24 protein-coding genes are annotated in these 19,632 nt (G+C 70.5%); 9 read left to right on the top strand and 15 right to left on the bottom strand.

The window, feature by feature from the left end:
- The 12 genes from tatA to V4F39_RS21280 all read right to left on the bottom strand — a co-directional run bounded on the left by tatA (window position 1) and on the right by V4F39_RS21280 (window position 6,977).
- Window positions 1-243 carry a Sec-independent protein translocase subunit TatA gene (tatA, locus tag V4F39_RS21335; RefSeq protein ID WP_332291976.1) on the bottom strand — a complete coding sequence of 81 codons (243 nt, stop codon included), beginning with the start codon at window positions 241-243 and terminating at the stop codon, window positions 1-3.
- A gap of 68 nt (window positions 244-311) precedes the next feature.
- The gene (locus V4F39_RS21330; RefSeq protein WP_332291975.1) at window positions 312-659 is read right to left on the bottom strand and encodes a histidine triad nucleotide-binding protein; all 348 of its coding nucleotides are present in this window, start codon (window positions 657-659) and stop codon (window positions 312-314) included.
- Between the two features lie 11 nt (window positions 660-670).
- Entirely contained in the window at window positions 671-1,057 is a 387-nt protein-coding gene (locus V4F39_RS21325) for a DUF4870 family protein (protein WP_332291974.1), read from the bottom strand.
- Between the two features lie 48 nt (window positions 1,058-1,105).
- Window positions 1,106-1,453, bottom strand: a complete 348-nt coding sequence (locus V4F39_RS21320; RefSeq protein ID WP_332291973.1) for a phosphoribosyl-ATP diphosphatase — start codon at window positions 1,451-1,453, stop codon at window positions 1,106-1,108.
- A complete protein-coding gene (gene hisI / locus V4F39_RS21315; RefSeq protein WP_332291972.1) occupies window positions 1,450-1,839 on the bottom strand; it encodes a phosphoribosyl-AMP cyclohydrolase in 390 nt (129 codons plus the stop codon). The genes V4F39_RS21320 and hisI overlap by 4 nt, the downstream gene beginning before the upstream one ends.
- Before the next feature lie 9 nt (window positions 1,840-1,848).
- A complete protein-coding gene (locus tag V4F39_RS21310) occupies window positions 1,849-2,307 on the bottom strand; it encodes an NUDIX domain-containing protein (RefSeq protein WP_332291971.1) in 459 nt (152 codons plus the stop codon).
- A complete protein-coding gene (locus tag V4F39_RS21305; protein ID WP_332291970.1) occupies window positions 2,300-3,169 on the bottom strand; it encodes an ATP-binding protein in 870 nt (289 codons plus the stop codon). The genes V4F39_RS21310 and V4F39_RS21305 overlap by 8 nt, the downstream gene beginning before the upstream one ends.
- Window positions 3,170-3,284: 115 nt before the next feature.
- A complete protein-coding gene (gene pdeM, locus V4F39_RS21300; RefSeq protein ID WP_332291969.1) occupies window positions 3,285-3,935 on the bottom strand; it encodes a ligase-associated DNA damage response endonuclease PdeM in 651 nt (216 codons plus the stop codon).
- A 34-nt stretch (window positions 3,936-3,969) separates the two neighbouring features.
- Complete coding sequence (gene slmA, locus V4F39_RS21295) at window positions 3,970-4,614, bottom strand: nucleoid occlusion factor SlmA (RefSeq protein ID WP_332291967.1); 645 nt, start codon at window positions 4,612-4,614, stop codon at window positions 3,970-3,972.
- A 165-nt stretch (window positions 4,615-4,779) separates the two neighbouring features.
- Window positions 4,780-5,481: a pyrimidine 5'-nucleotidase gene (locus V4F39_RS21290; protein ID WP_332291966.1), complete on the bottom strand. Its 702-nt coding sequence runs from the start codon at window positions 5,479-5,481 to the stop codon at window positions 4,780-4,782.
- A gap of 92 nt (window positions 5,482-5,573) precedes the next feature.
- Window positions 5,574-6,479 carry an acetylglutamate kinase gene (gene argB, locus V4F39_RS21285; RefSeq protein ID WP_332291965.1) on the bottom strand — a complete coding sequence of 302 codons (906 nt, stop codon included), beginning with the start codon at window positions 6,477-6,479 and terminating at the stop codon, window positions 5,574-5,576.
- Window positions 6,480-6,542: 63 nt separating this feature from the next.
- Window positions 6,543-6,977 (bottom strand): Cd(II)/Pb(II)-responsive transcriptional regulator, encoded by a 435-nt coding sequence (locus V4F39_RS21280; RefSeq protein ID WP_332291963.1) that lies wholly within the window; start codon window positions 6,975-6,977, stop codon window positions 6,543-6,545.
- Window positions 6,978-7,278: 301 nt separating this feature from the next.
- On the opposite strand from V4F39_RS21280, the gene V4F39_RS21275 reads away from it, so the two are divergent.
- Both V4F39_RS21275 and V4F39_RS21270 read left to right on the top strand, forming a co-directional pair.
- Window positions 7,279-9,405: a heavy metal translocating P-type ATPase gene (locus V4F39_RS21275; protein ID WP_332291961.1), complete on the top strand. Its 2,127-nt coding sequence runs from the start codon at window positions 7,279-7,281 to the stop codon at window positions 9,403-9,405.
- 365 nt (window positions 9,406-9,770) lie between these two features.
- Window positions 9,771-10,793 carry a porin gene (locus tag V4F39_RS21270; protein WP_332291959.1) on the top strand — a complete coding sequence of 341 codons (1,023 nt, stop codon included), beginning with the start codon at window positions 9,771-9,773 and terminating at the stop codon, window positions 10,791-10,793.
- 43 nt (window positions 10,794-10,836) lie between these two features.
- On the opposite strand, the gene V4F39_RS21265 is transcribed toward V4F39_RS21270, so the two are convergent.
- A complete protein-coding gene (locus V4F39_RS21265; RefSeq protein WP_332291958.1) occupies window positions 10,837-12,333 on the bottom strand; it encodes a carboxypeptidase M32 in 1,497 nt (498 codons plus the stop codon).
- Between the two features lie 36 nt (window positions 12,334-12,369).
- Window positions 12,370-12,864: a YqaA family protein gene (locus V4F39_RS21260; protein ID WP_332291957.1), complete on the bottom strand. Its 495-nt coding sequence runs from the start codon at window positions 12,862-12,864 to the stop codon at window positions 12,370-12,372.
- Window positions 12,865-12,947: 83 nt separating this feature from the next.
- Here V4F39_RS21260 and dusB point away from each other — a divergent pair, with 83 nt between their 5' ends.
- The 7 genes from dusB to V4F39_RS21225 are packed head-to-tail and all read left to right on the top strand — an operon-like array spanning window position 12,948 to window position 18,504.
- Complete coding sequence (gene dusB / locus V4F39_RS21255) at window positions 12,948-13,973, top strand: tRNA dihydrouridine synthase DusB (protein WP_332291956.1); 1,026 nt, start codon at window positions 12,948-12,950, stop codon at window positions 13,971-13,973.
- An 18-nt stretch (window positions 13,974-13,991) separates the two neighbouring features.
- Window positions 13,992-14,228 (top strand): Fis family transcriptional regulator, encoded by a 237-nt coding sequence (locus tag V4F39_RS21250; RefSeq protein WP_332291955.1) that lies wholly within the window; start codon window positions 13,992-13,994, stop codon window positions 14,226-14,228.
- Window positions 14,229-14,233: 5 nt separating this feature from the next.
- A complete protein-coding gene (purH, locus tag V4F39_RS21245; RefSeq protein ID WP_332291954.1) occupies window positions 14,234-15,808 on the top strand; it encodes a bifunctional phosphoribosylaminoimidazolecarboxamide formyltransferase/IMP cyclohydrolase in 1,575 nt (524 codons plus the stop codon).
- Window positions 15,809-15,832: 24 nt separating this feature from the next.
- Window positions 15,833-16,462 (top strand): lysophospholipid acyltransferase family protein, encoded by a 630-nt coding sequence (locus V4F39_RS21240; RefSeq protein WP_332291953.1) that lies wholly within the window; start codon window positions 15,833-15,835, stop codon window positions 16,460-16,462.
- On the top strand, window positions 16,459-17,433 hold the full coding sequence (locus V4F39_RS21235) for a phosphatidate cytidylyltransferase (protein WP_332291952.1): 975 nt from the start codon (window positions 16,459-16,461) through the stop codon (window positions 17,431-17,433). The genes V4F39_RS21240 and V4F39_RS21235 overlap by 4 nt, the downstream gene beginning before the upstream one ends.
- Before the next feature lies 1 nt (window position 17,434).
- Window positions 17,435-17,983, top strand: coding sequence for a crossover junction endodeoxyribonuclease RuvC (gene ruvC, locus V4F39_RS21230; protein ID WP_332291951.1), 549 nt, complete (start codon window positions 17,435-17,437; stop codon window positions 17,981-17,983).
- Between the two features lie 32 nt (window positions 17,984-18,015).
- Complete coding sequence (locus tag V4F39_RS21225) at window positions 18,016-18,504, top strand: MgtC/SapB family protein (protein WP_332291950.1); 489 nt, start codon at window positions 18,016-18,018, stop codon at window positions 18,502-18,504.
- A 15-nt stretch (window positions 18,505-18,519) separates the two neighbouring features.
- Here the strand turns inward: V4F39_RS21225 and V4F39_RS21220 are convergent, their stop codons facing one another.
- A complete protein-coding gene (locus V4F39_RS21220) occupies window positions 18,520-19,500 on the bottom strand; it encodes a tripartite tricarboxylate transporter substrate binding protein (RefSeq protein WP_332291948.1) in 981 nt (326 codons plus the stop codon).
- Window positions 19,501-19,632 lie beyond the last annotated feature (132 nt).

The raw sequence follows: 19,632 nt of genomic DNA, 5'->3' as shown, positions 1-19,632 counted from the left end.
TCAGGACTTGCTCTTGGCTTCGACGTCGACCGTGTGCGGATCGGCGCTGCGCTGCGCGCCGACCTGCTGCTGCGGGGCCGCCGGCGTCTCGGGGGAACCATCGGCCCCACCGCGCACGCCGTCCTTGAAACCCTTGACGGCGCCGCCGAGATCGGAGCCGATGTTCTTCAGCTTCTTGGTGCCGAAGATCAGCACGACGACCAGCAACACGATCAGCCAATGCCAGATGCTGAACGAACCCATGTCAATCTCCTGAAACGAATACGGTCGATTCTAGGGGGCCCTCGTGACAGCCTTGCTGCGCTGGAGGGTCAGCCCTTCGACCAGGGACGGGGGCCGCCCATGACATGCAGGTGCAGATGGGGCACCTCCTGCATGCCGTCGCGGCCGGTGTTGATGACGTGCCGGTAACCGTTGGTCACCCCCAGCTCCCGCATCAGCCGGGCACTCAGGACCATCATGCGCCCCAGCAGGGCAGCGTGTGCTTCGGCCACATCGACCATCGAGGCGATGTGGACTTTGGGGATGATCAGGACATGCACCGGCGCCCAGGGCGCGATGTCGTGGAAGGCGAGCAGTTCGTCGTCCTCGTAGACCTTCCTCGACGGGATCTGGCCGGCGACGATCTTGCAGAAGATGCAGTTGGAGTCGGTATGCATGGCGTGGTGGGTCATTCGGGCATCGCTCGGCGATCGTTGAGGTTCAGCCAACCCCGCACGACGCGGTACAGGAACCAGATCGAAATGATGCCCCACGCGATCCAGCCCGGGATGTAGAACAGCAGCCACAGCGGCAGCGTGACGATGTACAGCCCCGCCGCCCACACCACGCTGCGGATGCGCCAGCGGAAGTGCGTGGCCTGCCAGGTGCCGTCCGCATCGGGCCGCTTCACCAGGTCGAGGATGAACGCGGCGATCAGCAGCAGCACGCCGGGCTGGAAGGCCGGCACCACCGCGCCCACCGCGACGATGGCGTGCAGCGCGTAACTGATATGGCCGATCGTGCGCAGCGACTGCTCGCGGCCCGGATCTTCCACCACGTCGACTATCTGGCTCATCCAAAGGCTCCCGGGCGCGTGTGGCGCGGCCCCAGGGCCGCTGGCGAACTATTCGCCGTCCTGCTCGCGCTGCTGCGCCTTGCGCAGTGCGAACTCCTCCAGCCCTGAGAGTCCCTCGCGGCGCTGGAGTTCGGCCAGCACGTCGGCCGGCCGCAGATCGAACGCCGCCAGCGCCACCATCGAGTGGAACCACAGGTCGGCCACCTCGTAGACGATCTTGGCGCGGTCGCCGTCCTTGGCGGCCATCACCGTCTCGGTGGCTTCCTCGCCGATCTTCTTCAGGATGGCATCGGTGCCCTTGCTGAACAGGCGCGCGACGTAGCTCGCACCCGGATCGCCGCCTTTGCGGGACTCGATCACCTCGGCCAGCCGTGCCAGCGTGTCGTTGCCGCTCATTTGTAGATGCTTTCCGGGTCTTTCAAGACCGGATCGACGGCCTGCCACCCGCCGCCGTCCAGGCGTTGGTAGAAGCAGGAATGCCGGCCGGTATGGCACGCGATGCCGGGCTCGTGGCCCAACTGGGTCACCTCCAGCAGCACCACGTCGTTGTCGCAGTCCATGCGGATCTGGTGGACCTTCTGGATGTGGCCTGACTCCTCGCCCTTGTGCCACAGGCGCTGCCGGGATCGGCTCCAGTAGACGGCCTCGCCGATCTCGGCCGTGCGCGCCAGCGCCTCGCGGTTCATGAACGCGAACATCAGCACGTCCTTGCTGCCGCGCTCCTGCGCGATGACGGGCACCAGCCCGTCGCGGTCCCACTTGATGCTGTCGAGCCAGTCCATGGGGGCAGTTTAAGTCGCGGCGTGCGTGGGGCCCGAGAAGCCGCGCTCCTCGGCGAACCAGCGCAGCACCGGCACCGTCCCGGGAAGCACCGGCGAGACATCCACCGGCAGCGTGTTCCAGGCCATCTGCTGCGCCTCCCGCATCTCGAAGGCGCCGTCCCAAGCAAAGACCTTGCAGAAGTGCAGGCGCACGCGCGCGTGCGCATAGTCGACCACCTCGATGCGCCACGGCTGCACCGCGCCGATGGTGATGCCCAGTTCCTCGTGCAGCTCGCGGCGCAGCGCCTGCTCGACCGATTCGCCCGCCTCCAGCTTGCCGCCGGGGAACTCCCAGTACCCGGCGTAGACCTTGCCCTCGGGCCGGGAGGTCAGCAGGAAGCGGCCGCCGCCGTCGATGAGCACACCGACCGCGACATCGACCGGAACGCGTTCGCCGGACGCCTGTTGCGCGGGGGCCTCCTCAGGCATCGCTGCGGCCCGAATAGTCGCGCGCGAACTGGAAAGCCACGCGGCCCGACCGCGAGCCGCGCTCCAGGGCCCACACCAGCGCCTCGGGCCGGGCGGACTCGATGCGCTCGGCCGGCACGCCGAAGTGCTGCAGCCACTGCGCGACGATCGCCAGGTACTCGCCCTGGCTGAAGGGATAGAAGCTCACCCACAGCCCGAAGCGCTCGGACAGCGAGATCTTCTCCTCCACGACTTCCCCCGGGTGCACCTCGCCATCCTCGGTGTGCGTGTACGTCAGGTTCTCCTTCATGTACTCCGGCAGCAGGTGGCGGCGGTTGCTGGTCGCGTAGATCAACACGTTGTCGCTCGCCTGCGCGACCGAACCGTCGAGGATCGACTTCAATGCCTTGTAGCCCGGCTCGCCCTCGTCGAAGCTCAGGTCGTCGCAGAAGATGATGAAGCGCTCGGGCCGCTCGCCGACCAGGTCGACCAGATCGGGCACGTCGACCATGTCGGCCTTGTCGACCTCGATCAAGCGCAGGCCGCGGCCGGAGAACTCGTTCAGGCAGGCCTTGACGAGCGAGCTCTTGCCGGTCCCCCGGGCGCCGGTCAGCAGCACGTTGTTGGCCGCGCGGCCGGCCACGAACTGCTCAGTGTTGCGGACCAGGCGCTCCTTCTGCGGCTCCACCTCCTTCAGGTCGGCCAGGCGGATGGTGGACACATGCTTCACCGGCTCGAGCACGCCGCTGCCCCGGCGCTTGCGGTAGCGCCAGGCGATGGCGGCATCCCAGTCGGGCGCAGCAGCGGGCAGCGGCAGCACGGCTTCGAGGCGCGCGAGCAGCGCATCGGCGCGCCGCATCAGGTGGTCGAGGTCGATCGCCATGTCAGCCACCTCGGGCGGAGACGCGCGAGGGCGGGGTCAGCAGCTTCATTCGGGTGCGAAGGGTCAGGCAAAAACGGCCAGTTTAGCGAGCGGGCACACCGGGGCCGGCCCCGGCTCATCCGCCAGGCACGTCGAACAGCCGCCCCTCCGCGACCGCGATGACCCGGTCGCCCGCCACACGCTCGACCGCATGCAGCCCGGTGAAACCGCCGAACGCCGGCAGCACCGCCACGCCCGAATGCAGGTGGAAGCAAGGCAGGCGCATGCGATCCAGGCCGCGCCCGACCCAGGCGCCCGGATGCACGTGGCCGGCCACGACCGCCCTGCCGGGCACGGCACGGGGATGGTGGCACAGCGCCACGCCCGCCAATGCCCAGGGCTCGTCCAGGCAGCGGATGCCGAGCGTGGGCGGTGGATCGCCCGCACGATCGTCGTGGTTGCCCCGCACCAAGGTCAGCGCCAGCCGCGGGTGGCGGTCCCGCCACCGGCCGATGGCCGCCTGCGTGGCTGGCGCATGGGCATGCGCCGAATGCAGCAGGTCGCCGAGGAACACGATGTGCTCGACGCCGTGCGAAGCCACCAGGCCGTCGAGGCGGGCCAGCGTGTCGGACGTGGTGCCCTGCGGCACCGGCACGCCCAGCCGCCGAAAGCTCACCGCCTTGCCGAGATGGGCATCGGCCACCAGCAGCATGCGCCGCTCGGGCAGCAAGGCCGCCTTCTGCGGCAGCAGCCGCAGGGGCTCACCGCCCCAGATCAGATCCATCATGGCTGCCACGGTAGCAGCCGACGTGCCCCGCGGCTCAGCGGGCCAGCAGTTCCAGCGACGCGTCCAGGTACTCGCTCGGGCTTCGCTTGAAGCCGGACCGTGCATAACGCTGCAGCCGCCCGATCGCAAAGGCCGTGAGCACGGAAGCGCGCACCTGGCTGTCGACGGTGGGCGTCTCCGAGCCCGCCTTCTCCGCCGCGCCGCGCAAGCTCTGGCGCAGCACGGACTCCAGACGATCGAAGAACTGGTTCATGCGGGCCGACAGGCGCTCGTTCTCGAACACCAGGGCATCGCCCACCATCACCCTCACCATCCCCGGGTTCTTCTCAGCGAACTGCAGCAGCACGGCGACGCTGCGCTGCGCCTGCACCTGGCCCAGCGGCTCCCGCTCGACGATCTGGTTCACCAGCGAGAACACGCTGCTTTCGATGAACTCGATCAGCGCCTCGAACATCTGTGCCTTGCTGGCGAAGTGGCGGTACAGCGCGGCTTCACTGACCTCGAGCCGGGCGGCCAGCGCGGCCGTGGTGATGCGCTCGACGCCGGGCTGCTCCAGCATCGAGGCCAGCATCTGCAGGATCTGTACGCGGCGCTCGCCCGGCTTGGGCCGCTTGCGCACCGGCGGGCCTTCGTTGGACTCCGGCCGGCCGCTCTCCGGGATCGATAAAGGATCAGCCATCGCGAAGTGCGAAAGAGTCAACGGTGCGATTGATTCTTGCACGCAGAAACAATTTCGCATCTCCCCTGCAAACACTCACCTCAAGGGTTCGTGCCGCTTTCACGTCGGCCTCCCGAGGGCGTTGTGAAGCCGGCAAAAGTGCGCAGTCGACGCGTTGAATCGGGTTTACCCGCGTGGTCGATGCCGTCCGTGCTGGAGGAGATCACCGAGGCGGCGAACGGCCTTGTCGACGTAACCGGGCCGCATCGTCCAGCGCACGGCCCGCTGCTGCGGCAGGCCGGCGCGGCGGCCGAAGCGCTGCATCCACACCGTGTGCATGCCGATGCGCCGCGCCGCCTTCTGATGCTGCAGCGTGTCTTCGACCAGCACACATCTCCAGACCGGCACCCGCAGCCGCGCGGCCACCGCGCGCAGCATCCGCGCATCGGGCTTGGGCCGCAGTTGGCCGAACATCGCCATGTCCTCGATCGTCACCACGGCATCGAACCACTGTGCGATGCCCAGCACCGCGAGCACGCGCAGCGCATAGGCACGCGGTGCATTGGTGAGGATGACCTTGCGGCCGGGCAGCCGGCGCAGCGCCGCCAGGTCATGCCGGTGACCGGTGACCCGTTCCTCCAGGTCCGGGAGCAAATGCGTCTCGCGAAGAAAATGCGCCGGCTTCACGTCGTGGTGGCGGACCAGCCCCAGCAGGGTCGCGCCATACCGGAGCCAGTACAGCCGGCGCAGGCGGTCCGCCTCGTCGGGCGGCACCTGCAGCTCGCGCTGCACATAGGCGCCCATCGACTCGTGCAGCGCGCCGAACACATAGGCGCCTGCATCGTGCAGCGTGTCATCGAGGTCGAACAGCCAGACGGTCCGGTTCACCGGGATGCCTTCGATCCGGCGGGCTGCGGTGCGGGCAGCAGCAGGCGGCCGGGCCCCGCCGAGCCCGCGGCGCCGGACACGCCCTGCGCCATCTAGTGCGACCGGATCATCGTGCCGTAGGCCTGATCCGAGAGGATCTCCAGCAGCATCGCGTGCGGCACCCGGCCGTCGATGATGTGCACGGCGTTCACGCCGCCCTTGGCCGCATCGAGCGCGCCGGCGATCTTGGGCAGCATGCCGCCGGAGATGGTGCCGTCGGCGAACAGTTCGTCGATCTCGCGGGCCGACAGGTTGGTCAGCAGCTTGCCCGACTTGTCGAGCACGCCCGGCGTGTTCGTCAGCAGCATCAGCTTCTCGGCCTTCAGCACCTCGGCCAGCTTGCCGGCCACCACATCGGCGTTGATGTTGTAGTTCTCGTTGTTGGCGCCGAAGCCCAGGGGCGAGATGACCGGGATGAACTGGTCGTCCTGCAGCGCCTTCACCACGCTGGGGTCGATCGACTCGATCTCGCCCACCTGGCCGACGTCGTGCTCCACGCTCGGGTCGTTCTTGTCGACCATCTTCAGCTTGCGCGCGCGGATCAGGCCGCCGTCGCGGCCGGTCAGGCCCACGGCCTTGCCGCCGGCCTGGTTGATCAGGCCCACGATGTCCTGCTGCACCTGGCCGGCCAGCACCCATTCGACGACTTCCATCGTCTCCTCGTCGGTGACGCGCATGCCCTGGATGAACGTGCCCTTCTTGCCCAGGCGGCTCAGCGCCTCGTCGATCTGCGGGCCGCCGCCGTGCACCACCACCGGGTTCATGCCGACGAGCTTCAGCAGCACCACGTCCTCGGCGAAGTCCTGCTGCAGCGCCGGATCGGTCATCGCGTTGCCGCCGTACTTGATGACGATGGTCTTGCCGTGGAACTTGCGGATGTAGGGCAGCGCCTGCGCCAGGATCTCGGCCTGCTCGCGCGGCGCGATGTGCTGGAGGTCTGGGACGGTCGGTGCGGTCATGGCAGTTGGTGCGACGCAGCAAATGATCGTTCGATTGTAGGGACGCAGCCCACCCGCCGGGTGTCAGCGGCTGTGCACGCCACGCGCCGGCGCGGCGTCGGCCGGCCGCGCCTCGCCCAAGGCCAGCACGATCCCGCACAGCTCGCCGGGCCGTGCATGCTGGCAGGAGTTCTGCAGCAGCGAGAGCTGCTGTTCCAGCACCTGCAAGGCCGCGATCCGCTCCCGCACGTGGCCCAGGTGCTCGGCCACCACGGTGTCGACCGCCGAGCAATCCGCCCCGGGCCCGTCGATGTGGGCCAGCAGCACGCGGATCTCGTCGAGGCTCATGTCGAGCGCACGGCAGTTGCCGATGAACTTCAGCCGCTGCAAGGCGCCGGCCTCGTAGCGACGGTAGTTGTTGTCGCCGCGCGCAGGCGCCGGCAGCAGGCCCGACTTCTCGTAGAAGCGCACCGTCTCGACATCCATCCCGGCCGCCGCCGCCAGTTCTCCGATCCGCATCATCCCTCCTTGCAGGGGAAAGGCACAGGCCACTGTAGCGGCTTGACTCCGGAGCGGCTCCAGGGTTTGCAATGCCGGCATGGCCCCCACGCATCCGCATCCCCCCGTTCGCGCGAACGCCCATGATCCGGCGCACGGTCCCACGCACGACCATCCGCACCATTCGCACGGCCATTCGCACGGCCATTCGCACGGCCATTCGCACGATCATCCCCACACCCACTCTCACAAACACGCGCACGGCCACGCGCATGCCCCCCACCCCGGCCACGCCGCCGGCGCCTGCTGCGGCGGCGGCGCGGTGCACGCGTCACCCCCGCCGGCCCTCGCCCCCGGCCAGGGCACGAGGCTGCACGTCCCGCAGATGGACTGCGCCGCCGAGGAGTCCGACATCCGCCGTGCGCTCGAGCCGTTGGCCGGCATCCGCGCGCTCGGCTTCCACCTCGGCAGCCGCACGCTGACCGTCGACGCGCCGCCCCCGGTGGTCGATGCGGCCGTGCAGCGTATCCGGGCGGCCGGCTACACGGCCACGCCCCTGGCCGGCGATGCGGCGCCCGCCACGCCCGCGGGCGGCACCCTTCGGCTGGCGGCAGCCCTGGCGCTCGCGGTCGTGGCCGAACTGCTGCATTTCCTGGCGCCCGACACGCTGGCCTGGCGCGTCGCCGGCATGGCCACCGCGGCCGCGGCGATCGGCCTGGCCGGCTTCGGCACCTACGTCAAAGGCCTCCAAGCGCTGCGGCATGCGCGGCTGAACATCAATGCGCTGATGGCCGTGGCGGTCACCGGCGCCTTTGCGATCGGCCAGTGGCCCGAGGCCGCAATGGTCATGGCGCTGTACGCCCTGGCCGAGGCCATCGAGGCGCGGGCCGTCGACCGCTCGCGCCGCGCCCTGCAGGGCCTGCTCGCGCTCGCGCCGCAGACGGCCCGCGTGCTGCAGCCCGGGGGGCAGTGGGCCGACCAGCCGGCAGCCGCCGTGCCGGTGGGTGCGGTCGTGCGGGTCCGGCCGGGCGAGCGCCTGCCGCTCGACGGTACGGTGGCCGAGGGCCGCAGCACGATAGACCAGTCGCCCGTCACCGGGGAAAGCATCCCGGTGGACAAGGCGCCCGGGGACCCGGTGTTCGCCGGCACGGTCAACCAGGCGGGCCTGCTCGACGTGCGCGTGGGCGCCTCGTTCGACCACAGCACGCTGGCCCGCATCATCCAGGCGGTCGAACAGGCCCAGGGCTCGCGCGCGCCGACCCAGCGCTTCGTCGACCGCTTCGCGGCCGTCTACACGCCGGCGGTGTTCGCCGTCGCGCTGGCGGTGGCCGCGCTGGGCCCGTGGCTGTTCGGATGGGCGGGGCTCGACGCGCTCTACAAGGCGCTGGTGCTGCTGGTGATCGCCTGCCCCTGTGCGCTGGTGATCTCGACGCCGGTCACCGTCGTCAGCGGGCTGGCCGCCGCGGCGCGGCGCGGCATCCTGATCAAGGGGGGCGCATTCCTGGAAGACGCACGCGGGCTCAAGATGGTGGCGCTCGACAAGACCGGCACCGTCACCGAGGGCCGGCCGGCCCTGGTGGCATGGGAGCCGATGCAGCCTTCCGCACCTCGGGAGCCGCTGGGCGCCATCGCCGCCGCGCTGGCACAGGCCTCCGACCATCCCGTCTCCCAGGCCATCGCCGCCGGCCTGCCGCCGCCGAGCGCCCACGTGCAGCAGGCGACGGCCCTGCCCGGCCGCGGCGTCGCCGGCCGGATCGACGGACGCGACTTCGTCCTGGCCAGCCACCGGACGATCGAGGAGCGCGGACAGTGCAGCCCGGCCCTGGAAGCCGCCCTGGCGGGCCACGAGGCAGCCGGCCGCAGCGTCACGCTGCTGGCCGACGACGAGGGCGTGCTGGCGCTGTTTGCGGTGGCGGACACGATCAAGCCCCACGCCCGCGAAGCGATCGCGGCGTTGCACGCCCTGGGCATACGGACGGTGATGCTCAGCGGGGACAACCGCGCCACCGCCGAGGCCATCGCCCGCGAGGCCGGCATCGCGGAAGCCCGCGCCAACCTGCTGCCCGAAGACAAGCTCGCCGCGATCGAGGGGCTTCAGCGGGAGCACGGCGCGACCGCGATGGCCGGCGACGGCATCAACGACGCGCCCGCCCTCGCGCGTGCCGACATCGGCATCGCGATGGGCGCGGCCGGCTCCGACACCGCGGCCGAGGCGGCCGACGTGGTGGTGATGAACGACGACCTGCGCCGCATCGCCGAGACGGTGAGGCTGTCGCGCCGCACGCATGCGCTGCTGTGGCAGAACATCTCGCTGGCGCTGGGGATCAAGGCGGCCTTCCTGGTCGCCGCGCTGCTGGGCAGCGCCACGATGTGGATGGCCGTGTTCGCCGACATGGGCGCCAGCCTGCTGGTCGTGGCCAACGGACTGCGGCTGCTGCGCCACCGCTAGGCGGGCGCACGGCCCGGCCCCACGGGCTGCACGCATCGCTTTGGGGCGGCCGGCGCCTCGTGCATTCCCTGGCCGAATAATTGCTCTAGGTGGATACCCCGACCGGTTCCCAACCGGCGGTATGCCACCGATTCCTCCATGCACCTGCCCCGTGTCGCCGGCGAGATACGGCGTGTGGCGGAGGGTTCGATCCGGCATGCCGCACGAGACGGACCGCCGGGGCCGATCGACGGTTTTCCGTCCCCGCGGGGACGGCCTGCCGATCGCACCAAAGCAGACCGCGCCCCATCGAACGGCACCCGATCCCACGAGAGGTGCCGCCACAGCAAGGCCTTTCTCACCCATCGATCCCTCACGGAGTTCCAATGAAGCGTTCCCTCCTTTGTTTCGCCGCGCTCGCAGCCGTCGCCGGCACGGCCAGCGCGCAGTCTTCGGTGACCGTGTTCGGCATCCTCGATGCCGGCGTGCGCTACGTCAAAAACGGCGACCGCGACCAGGTGCTGCTGTCGTCCGGCGGTGTGGCCACCAGCCGCCTCGGCTTCCGCGGCACGGAAGACCTGGGCGGCGGCCTGAAGGCAGGCTTCTGGCTCGAGAGCCAGGTCAACGTCGACGCCGGCACGAGCGCCACGAAGTTCTGGCACCGCCGCTCGACGGTGAGCCTGTCGGGCAACTTCGGCGAAGTGCGGCTGGGCCGGGACTTCTCGCCGACCTACCGCGTCGCGACCGCCTCCGATCCGTTCAGCGACACTGGCATCGGCGCGATCGCCAACGTGTTCTCGGCCAGCAGCATCAACGGCGGCGCCTACGCCACGCACACGCGCCTGGACAACTCGGTCAGCTACTTCCTGCCGGCCACGCTGGGCGGCTTCTACGGCCAGCTCACGGCCGCCGCGGGCGAAGGCGCCTCGGGCACCAAGCTGTACGGCGGCCTGATCGGCTACAAGGCCGGCCCGCTGGACGTGAGCGCCGGCTACAGCGAGACCGAGGTCACCGACGACGACAACGTCAAGTACGGCGCGCTGGCCGCCGCTTACGACTTCGGCATGCTCAAGCTGATGGGCGGCTGGTCGCAGCTCAAGTACATCGGCGCCAAGGAGAACCACTACAACATCGGCGCTCTGGTGCCGCTGGGCTCGGGCACCGTGCGCGCCTCGTACGTGCACTCCGAGGGCAAGGGCGGCGCGTTCACGGCCGACGGCCGCAAGAACGAGGCCGACCTCTTCGCGATCGGCTACGTGCACGACCTGTCCAAGCGCACCGCGGTGTACAGCAACTTCTCGTACATCAAGAACAAGGGCGGCGCCCAGTTCGTGGTGTCGGGCGGCCCGGCGCTGAACGGCGGCGACAAGTCGCGCGGCCTGGACGTCGGCATCAAGCACAGCTTCTGATGCCGCGACGGGCCGCCGCACGACGCGGCGGCCCCGGCGCGCTTCATCCCCCCGGGGTGTAGCGCGCCTCCAGGTGGGCCTTGAAATGCGCCGGATTCAATACCTCGCCGCTGGCGCGGCGGGCCAGTTCGTCGGTCGGCCAGCGCGAGCCCTGCTGCCAGATGTGGGTGTCGAGCCAGCCGAACACCGGCGCCAGTTCGCCCCGGCCGATGCTTGCATCCATCCCGGGCAGCGAACGCCGCATCGTGGCGAACCATTGCGCCGCGTACATCGCGCCCAGCGAATAACAAGGGAAGTAGCCGAACAGCGCCTCCGGCCAGTGCACGTCCTGCAGCGGGCCGTCGGTGTAGTCGCCGCGTGTGTCGACGCCGAGCAGTTCCTGCATCTTGGCGTTCCACAGCGCCGGGATGTCCTCGGCCTCGATGTCGCCCTCGATCAGCGGCCGCTCGATCTCGTAGCGCAGGATCACGTGCGCGGGGTAGGTGACCTCGTCGGCATCGACGCGGATGCGCCCGGGCCGCACGCGGGTCAGCAGCCGCCAGAGGTTTTCCGGTTCGAACGCCGGCTGCGGCCCCAGGTGCGCCGCCACCAGCGGTGCCAGTCGCTCGACGAAGCCGCGGTGCCGGCCCAGCTGCATCTCGAAGCTGAGCGACTGGCTCTCATGGATCGCCATCGACCGGGCGAAGCCCGCGGGCTGGCCCAGCAGTGCACGCGGCAGGTTCTGCTCGTAGCGGCCGTGGCCGGTCTCGTGGATGGTGCCCATCAGGCTGGTGAGGAAGTCGTCCGCACCGTAGCGGGTGGTCAGGCGCACGTCCTCGGGCACGCCGCCGGAGAAGGGATGCGCGCTCACGTCGAGCCGGCCGGCCTCGAAGTCGAAGCCCAGCAGGCGCATGGCCGCCTCGCACAGCGCGCGCTGGCGCTCCACCGGGAACGGGCCGACGGGCTCGATGCAGGGCAGGCCGGCCTGGCGCTCGACCGCGCGCACGATCATCCCGGGCAGCCACTGGCGCAGGTTCGCGAACACGCGGTCGACCAGCGCGCAGGTCATGCCGGGTTCGTAGCGGTCCATCAGCGCGTCGTACAGGCCCAGGCCCGACTGTTCGGACAGCAGCCGCGCCTCCTCCCGGCCCACGCGCAGCACCTCGCGGAAGTTCTCGAGGAAGCCCGCCCAGTCGTTGGCCGGGCGCTGCGTGCGCCACGCGTGCTCGCAGCGCGAAGTGGCGTGCTGCCGGGCCTGCACCAGCGACTCGGGCAGCGCATTGGCGTTGCGCCAGTCGCGGCGGATCTCGCGCAGGTTGGCGCGCTGCAGGTCGTCGAGCGGCTCCTGCTCCGCGCGCTCGATCTGCCGGACCAGCGCGCCGTCGGTGCGCAGCCGGTGCGTGAGCCCGGCCAGCTCGGCCATCGCCGCGCTGCGGGCCTCGTTGCCCTTGGGCGGCATGTTCGCGGCCTGGTCCCAGCCGACGATGGCGGCCAGGTGGTCGAAGCGATGCAGCCGCTGGTAGTGGCGCACCAGGTCATCGTAGGCAGGCGTGGCGCTCAAGAGCTCTCCTCGTTCGAACCGGACCGCGGGCGGCGCTCAGCCGTCCAGGCGCCCCGGGAACACCCACAGCAGCGCCGCCGTCATCGTGACATAGCGCAGGCACTTGCCGACCGCCATGTAGGCCACGCACGGCCAGAACGGCATGCGCAGCCAGCCCGCGACCGCGCACAGCGGATCGCCCACCACTGGCAGCCACGACAGCAGGCAGGCCTTGGGGCCAAAGCGCTGCAGCCAGCCCAGCGCGCGGTTGCGCGCAGGGTGGTGCGTGGCCTTCTCGTAGGCCAGCTCCGCGCCGTAGCCCATCCACCAACTGATGGCGCCGCCGGCCGTGTTGCCGGCAGTCGCCACGGCCACCGCCGGCCAGAACATCCCCGGATCGAGCTTGACAAGGCCGAACACCGCCGGCTCCGAGCCGAGCGGCAGCAGCGTGGCCGACACCAGCGACACGACGAACACCGCCCCCAGGCCGAACTCCGGCATCGCCAGCGCGGCGAGCAAGGCCGCCACGCCATCCTGCAACCAACTTTCCATCATGGGAGGTTAACCCGGCGCACGGGGTCCGCGCCGCTATACTCCTGCCTCCTTTTTCAGCACCCCTCCCTCTGTCCACGCCCATGAAGATCGGCCCGATCGAGCTGCCGAACAGGCTCTTCGTCGCCCCGATGGCAGGGGTGACCGACCGGCCTTTCCGCATGCTGTGCAAGCAGCTTGGCGCGGGCTACGCGGTCAGTGAGATGGTGACGTCCAAGCGCGAGCTCTGGAAGAGCCTGAAGACCTCGCGCCGTGCCGACCACACCGGCGAGGCCGCGCCCATCGCGGTGCAGGTGGCCGGCGTCGACCCGGCCGAGATGGCCGATGCCGCGCGCTACAACATCGACCGCGGCGCGCAGGTCATCGACATCAACATGGGCTGCCCGGCCAAGAAGGTATGCAACGTGTGGGCGGGCTCGGCGCTGATGAAGAACGAGCCGCTCGCGCTGCGCATCGTCGAGGCGGTGGTGGCCGCGTGCGCGCCGCACGGCGTGCCCGTCACGCTGAAGATGCGCACCGGCTGGTGCGAGGCCGAGCGCAACGCGGTGGCGCTGGCCCGCGCGGCCGAGGCTGCCGGCGTCGCGATGGTGACGGTGCACGGCCGCACGCGCGAGCAGGGCTACAGCGGGCTGGCCGAGTACGACACCATCGCGGCCGTCAAGGCGGCGCTGGCCATCCCCGTGGTGGCCAACGGCGACATCGACTCCCCCGCCAAGGCCCGCGCGGTGCTGGCGCACACCGGGGCCGATGCCCTGATGATCGGCCGCGCCGCGCAAGGCCGCCCGTGGATCTTCCGCGAGATCGGCCACCACCTCGCCACCGGCGAGCTGCTGCCGCCGCCACCCGTGGCCGACGTGCGCCGGTGGCTGGTCGCGCACCTGCACGACCACTACGGCCTCTACGGCGAACAGAGCGGCGTGCGCAGCGCGCGCAAGCACATCGGCTGGGCCGTGCATGCGCTGCCCGGCGGCGCGGCGTTCCGCGCCCGGATGAACCTGATCGACGACTGCGAGCAGCAGGTCCGCGCGGTGGCCGACTGGTTCGACCGCCTGGCCGAGCAGCACGAACGGCTGCCGGCCAACGACGACTGCGTCGCCCTGTCGGCCTGATCCCTCTTTTCCTTTTCCATGACCAAGAAACACCTCGAAGCCTGCGTGCGCGAGAGCCTGGAGCAGTACTTCCGAGACCTGCGCGGCGTCGAGCCCCATGCCGTCCACGACATGATCCTCAACGCCGTCGAGAAGCCCATGCTCGACGTGGTGATGCAGCACGCCCAGGGCAACCAGAGCAAGGCCGCGGAATGGCTGGGCATCAACCGCAACACGCTGCGGCGCAAGCTGCTCGAACACAAACTGATCAAGTGACCGCCATGAGCCTTACTGCGCTTCTTTCCGTTTCCGACAAGACCGGCATCGTCGACTTCGCGCGCGCGCTGCACGGCGCCGGCATCCGGCTGCTGTCCACCGGCGGCACCGCCAAGCTGCTGGCCGAATCGGGCCTGCCCGTCACCGAGGTGTCGGAGATCACCGGCTTCCCCGAGATGCTCGACGGCCGCGTGAAGACGCTGCACCCGCGCGTGCATGGCGGCCTGCTCGCGCGCCGCGACGTGCCCGAGCACATGGCCGCGCTGGCCGAGCACGGCATCGGCACCATCGACCTGCTGGTGATCAACCTCTACCCGTTCGCGCAGGCCACCGCCAAGGCCGGCTGCACGCTGGACGACGCGATCGAGAACATCGACATCGGCGGCCCCGCCATGCTGCGCGCCGCCGCGAAGAACTGGCAGGACGTGGCCGTGGTCATCGACCCCGCCGACTACCCGCGCGTGCTGGCCGAGCTGAAGGACGGCGAGGTCGACCGCAGCACCAAGTTCATGCTCGCGAAGAAGGTCTTCGCGCACACCGCGGCCTACGACGGCATGATCGCCAGCTACCTGAGCGGCCTGCAGGCCGGCGCCGAGCTGGCCACGCCCGACGTGCCGCAGCGCCTGGACTACCCCGCCGTGCTGAACCTGCAGCTCACCAAGGTGCAGGACATGCGCTACGGCGAGAACCCGCACCAGAGCGCCGCGTTCTACCGCGACGCGCAGCCCGCGCCGGGCACGCTGGCGGGCTGGCACCAGCTGCAGGGCAAGGAGCTCTCGTACAACAACATCGCCGACGCCGACGCGGCCTGGGAATGCGTGAAGACCTTCGACGCACCCGCCTGCGTGATCGTCAAGCACGCCAACCCGTGCGGCGTGGCGGTGGCGGCCTCGGCGGCCGAGGCCTACGCCAAGGCCTTCAAGACCGACCCGACCTCGGCCTTCGGCGGGATCATCGCGTTCAACCGGGCGCTGGACAAGGCGGCCGCGGAGCTGGTGGTCAAGCAGTTCGTCGAGGTGCTGATCGCCCCGGCCATCACCGCCGAGGCACGCGAGGTGTTCGCTGGCAAGCAGAACGTCCGGCTGCTCGAGGTGCCCCTGGCGCCCGCGATGAACACGCTCGACTTCAAGCGCGTGGGCGGCGGGCTGCTGGTGCAGTCGGCCGACGCGAAGAACGTCGCCGCGTCGGAGCTGCGTGTGGTCACCAGGAAGCAGCCCACGCCGCAGCAGATGGACGACCTGCTGTTCGCCTGGAAGGTGGCCAAGTTCGTCAAGAGCAACGCCATCGTGTTCTGCGCCGACGGCATGACGATGGGCGTGGGCGCCGGCCAGATGAGCCGCATCGACTCGGCCCGCATCGCATCGATCAAGGCGGGCAACGCCGGCCTGGCCCTGCAGGGCACGGCGGTGGCGAGCGACGCGTTCTTCCCGTTCCGCGACGGCCTGGACGTGGTGTGCGATGCCGGCGCGACCTGCGTCATCCAGCCGGGCGGCAGCATGCGCGACGACGAGGTGATCGCGGCCGCGGACGAGCGCGGCATCGCGATGGTCCTGACCGGTACGCGCCACTTCAGGCACTGATCTTCAGAAGGCCGGCCTTCGAGCATGTCCCGCTTCCTGGTTGAGGCCGCCGGCCTCACCCTCGCCTTCGTCGCGCGCCTGGTCACGGGCGCGCAGGGCCACTGGAAGGGGTGCCCGCCGAAGGCCGAGCAGCGCATCTACTTCGCCAACCACCAGAGCCACCTCGACTGGGTGCTGATCTGGGCCGCGCTGCCGCGCGACCTGCGCGCCACCACGCGGCCCATCGCGGCGCGTGACTACTGGACCTCGGGCCGCTTCAAGCACTGGCTGACGCGCGAGGTCTTCAACGCGGTCTACGTCGACCGCCAGCGGGTGGACGACCAGGACCCGCTGGAGCCGCTGGCCGCCGCGCTCGCGAACGGGGATTCGCTGGTGATCTTCCCCGAAGGCACCCGGGGCGCCCGGGAGGAGCCGGCCGTGTTCAAGAGCGGCCTGTACCACCTGGCCCAACGCTTTCCCGAGGCCCGCCTCATCCCCGCGTGGATCGACAACGTGCAGCGGGTGATGCCCAAGGGCGAGGTGGTGCCCGTGCCGGTGCTGTGCACGGTGACCTTCGGCGCACCGGTGACCCTGCAGCCCGGCGAGGACAAGCGCGGCTTTCTGGCCCGCGCCCGCCACGCCGTGATGGCGCTGCGGCCGAGGCTGCCGTCATGAGGGCCCTGCGCGAGCTGGCCGCCGACCAGCAGGTGGCGCTGCTGTTCGTCATCCTGTTCGGCGTGCTGATGCTGGCCACGGCGGCGCTGGCCGTGCGCTCGTTCCGGCTGGGCGATCGCCGGCCCGAGGGCCCTCACGACCGCAGCAAGCGCGAGCTGCGCGCGCTGTGGGTCGGCGCGGTGCTGTTCTGGCTCGCCTGGATCGGCGGCGCGCCGGGCGCGACGCTGCTGTTCGGCATCGTCTCTTTCCTGGCCCTGCGCGAGTTCATCACGCTGCAGCACACGCGCCGCAGCGACCACCGCAGCCTGATCCTCGCGTTCTTCGTGGTGCTGCCGCTGCAGTACGTCATCGTCGGCACGCGCCACTTCGACCTTTTCTCCGTCTTCATCCCGGTCTACGTGTTCTTCGCGCTGCCGGTGGTGAGCGCGCTGGCAGGCGATCCGGAGCGCTTCCTCGAACGCAACGCCAAGATCCAGTGGGGCATCGTGGTCTGCGTCTACGGCCTGAGCCACGCGCCGGCCTTGCTGCTGCTCGACTTTCCGCAGGAGGCCGGCCGCGGCCCGTTCCTGCTGTTCTTCCTGGTCTTCGTCGTCGTGACCGCGCAGCTGGCGCAGGAGGGCGCCAGCCGCTGGCTGCGCCGGCGGCCCGTCGCGCGGCAGATCGACCGCAGCTTCTCGCTGCGCGCCTGGGCCATCGGCGCGCTGGCCGCCGCCGTCGTCGGCACGCTGCTGTTCTGGGCCACGCCCTTCAAGGCGGGCCAGGCGCTGGCGATGGCCTTCATCGCCGCCGGCAGCGGCACCTTCGGCGCCTTCGTGATGTCGGCGCTGAAGCGCGACGCCGGCGTCACGCACTGGGGCAACCGCAGCGCGGTCACCGGCGCGGTGGGGCTGCTGGACCGCGTGGCCGCGCTGTGCTTCGCGGCGCCTGTGTTCTTCCACTCCGTGCGCTGGTATTTCCGGCTGGGGCAGTGACGTGCGCATCCTCGGCATCGACCCCGGCCTGCAGACCACCGGCTTCGGCGTCATCGACGCCGAGGGCCCGCGGCTGGCCTACGTCGCCAGCGGCACCATCAAGACGGCCGCCGCGGCGCGCGGCGACCTGCCCGGTCGGCTGAAGATCATCTTCGAAGGCGTGTCGGAAGTGGCGGAGCGCTACGGGCCGGGCCGGGCCTCGGTGGAGATCGTCTTCGTCAACGTGAATCCGCAGAGCACGCTGCTGCTTGGCCAGGCGCGCGGGGCCGCACTCGCGGCGCTCGTCTCGCGCGGGCTGCCGGTGTCGGAACACACGGCGCTGCAGATGAAGAAGGCCGTCGTCGGCCACGGCCAGGCGCGCAAGGAGCAGGTGCAGGAGATGGTCAAGCGCCTGCTCGCGCTGCCCGGGCTGCCGGGCAAGGACGCCGCCGACGCCCTGGGCCTGGCAATTGCCGAAGCCCATGCGGGCCATGCGCTGGCGGCACTGGCCCAGGCCACGACGCTCGCGCGCAGGACGCACGCGCAGTACCGCCGAGGCCGCGTCTACTGACCGCAGCGCCGCTGGCATGACGGAGACGACCGATGGACAGTGCCTGGCAAACCGTGCTCACCGCATTGCAACAGGAGTTCTCCGACCTGCCGGACCTGGGCCAGGCCACGCGGCTGGTCGTGCGCCTGCTGCTCGCCGCGGTGCTGGGGGGCCTGCTCGGCTGGGAGCGCGAAACCAGCGGCAAGGCGGCGGGCGTGCGCACGCACATGCTGGTCGCCCTGGGCGCCGCGCTGTTCGTCATGATCCCGCAGCAGGCGGGGGTCTCCGACGCGGATATGAGCCGCGTCATCCAGGGCGTGGTGGCCGGCGTCGGCTTCCTCGGCGCCGGCACCATCATCAAGGGCCGGGACGAAGAGGACGTCCAGGGACTGACGACGGCCGCCGGCATCTGGCTCACCGCAGCGATTGGCGTCGGCGTCGGCCTCGGCCGGGAGGCCTCGGCGGTGCTGAGCACGCTGCTGGCGCTGGTGATCCTGCATTGGCTGCCGCGGCTGGTCAGCCGCTGGAACAAGCCGCGCTGAACGCCCGCGCCGTCCTCAGTCCGCCGTGACCTTCGCGTCGCGGATGACCTTGCCCCACTTGGCAGTTTCCGAAGCGATGAAAGCCTCGAACTGCTCGGGCGTGCCCCCGACCGGCACGGTGCCCATCTGCTCGAGCCGCGCCTTGACGTCGTCCATGCGGACGATGCGCGCCACCTCGTCGGCGACCCGCCGGACGATCTCCTTCGGCGTGCCCGCCGGCGCGAGCAGGCCCGCCCAGGTGCTGCCGGTGAAGCCGGCGACGCCCTGTTCGATGAAGGTCGGCACGTCGGGCAGCGCCGGCAAGCGGCGGTCGCTGGCCACGCCGATCAAACGCACCTTGCCAGCCTTGCCGGGGTTGATGAGCCCGGAAGCAGCATCCAGGAAGAGCTGGATCTGCCCGCCCATCAGGTCGGTCAGCGCCGCGGCAGCGCCCCGGTACGGGATGTGCACCATGTAGCTGCCGGTGAGCGCCTTCAGGTATTCGGTGGAGAGGTGCGCCGCCGAACCGTTGCCGCTGGACCCGAAGCTGACCTTGCCCGGATGCCGCCTGGCATAGGCGACAAGCTCCCCGGCGGTCTTGAACGGGGCGTCGTTGTGGACCGCGGCCACGAGGGGCGACAGCCCGATCAGCGACACCGCGGCGAGGTCTTTGGCCGGGTCGTAGGGCAGTTTGGGATAGAGCGTGGTGTTGGCCGCGTAGGCCGCGATCACCACGCCCATCGTGTAGCCGTCGGGAGGCGACTTGGCCACCGCATCCACCCCGATGATCCCGTTGGCGCCGGGCTTGTTGTCGACCAGCACCGTCTGGCCGAGCCGCTCCTGGAGCTTCTGGGCGACCAGCCGCGCCGTGACGTCGGTGAAGCCCCCCGGCGGGTAGGGCACCACGATGCGCAGCGGCTTGGCGGGCCAGGCCTGCGGCCATGCGGCCGGCGCACCGAGGACGGCGGCCGCGCCGGCGAGGCAACGGTTGAACTGGCGGCGGGTGGGCAGGTGCATTGAGCGGACCTCGGCGGGCTGTCGGCAGGCGTTCATCGTCCTTCACGCCCGCATGCGCTGCCACTCGCCAAAACCCGACCCAACCGGCCTCGGCGATGTCGCATCCGCGACGCACCTGCACGCCATGCTGGT

This window comes from Aquincola agrisoli (genome assembly GCF_036621135.1).
GTDB classification, from domain to species: domain Bacteria; phylum Pseudomonadota; class Gammaproteobacteria; order Burkholderiales; family Burkholderiaceae_C; genus Aquincola; species Aquincola agrisoli.
Note: the sequence above shows the minus strand (reverse complement) of the source record. Positions and strands in the feature narration are given on the sequence as shown.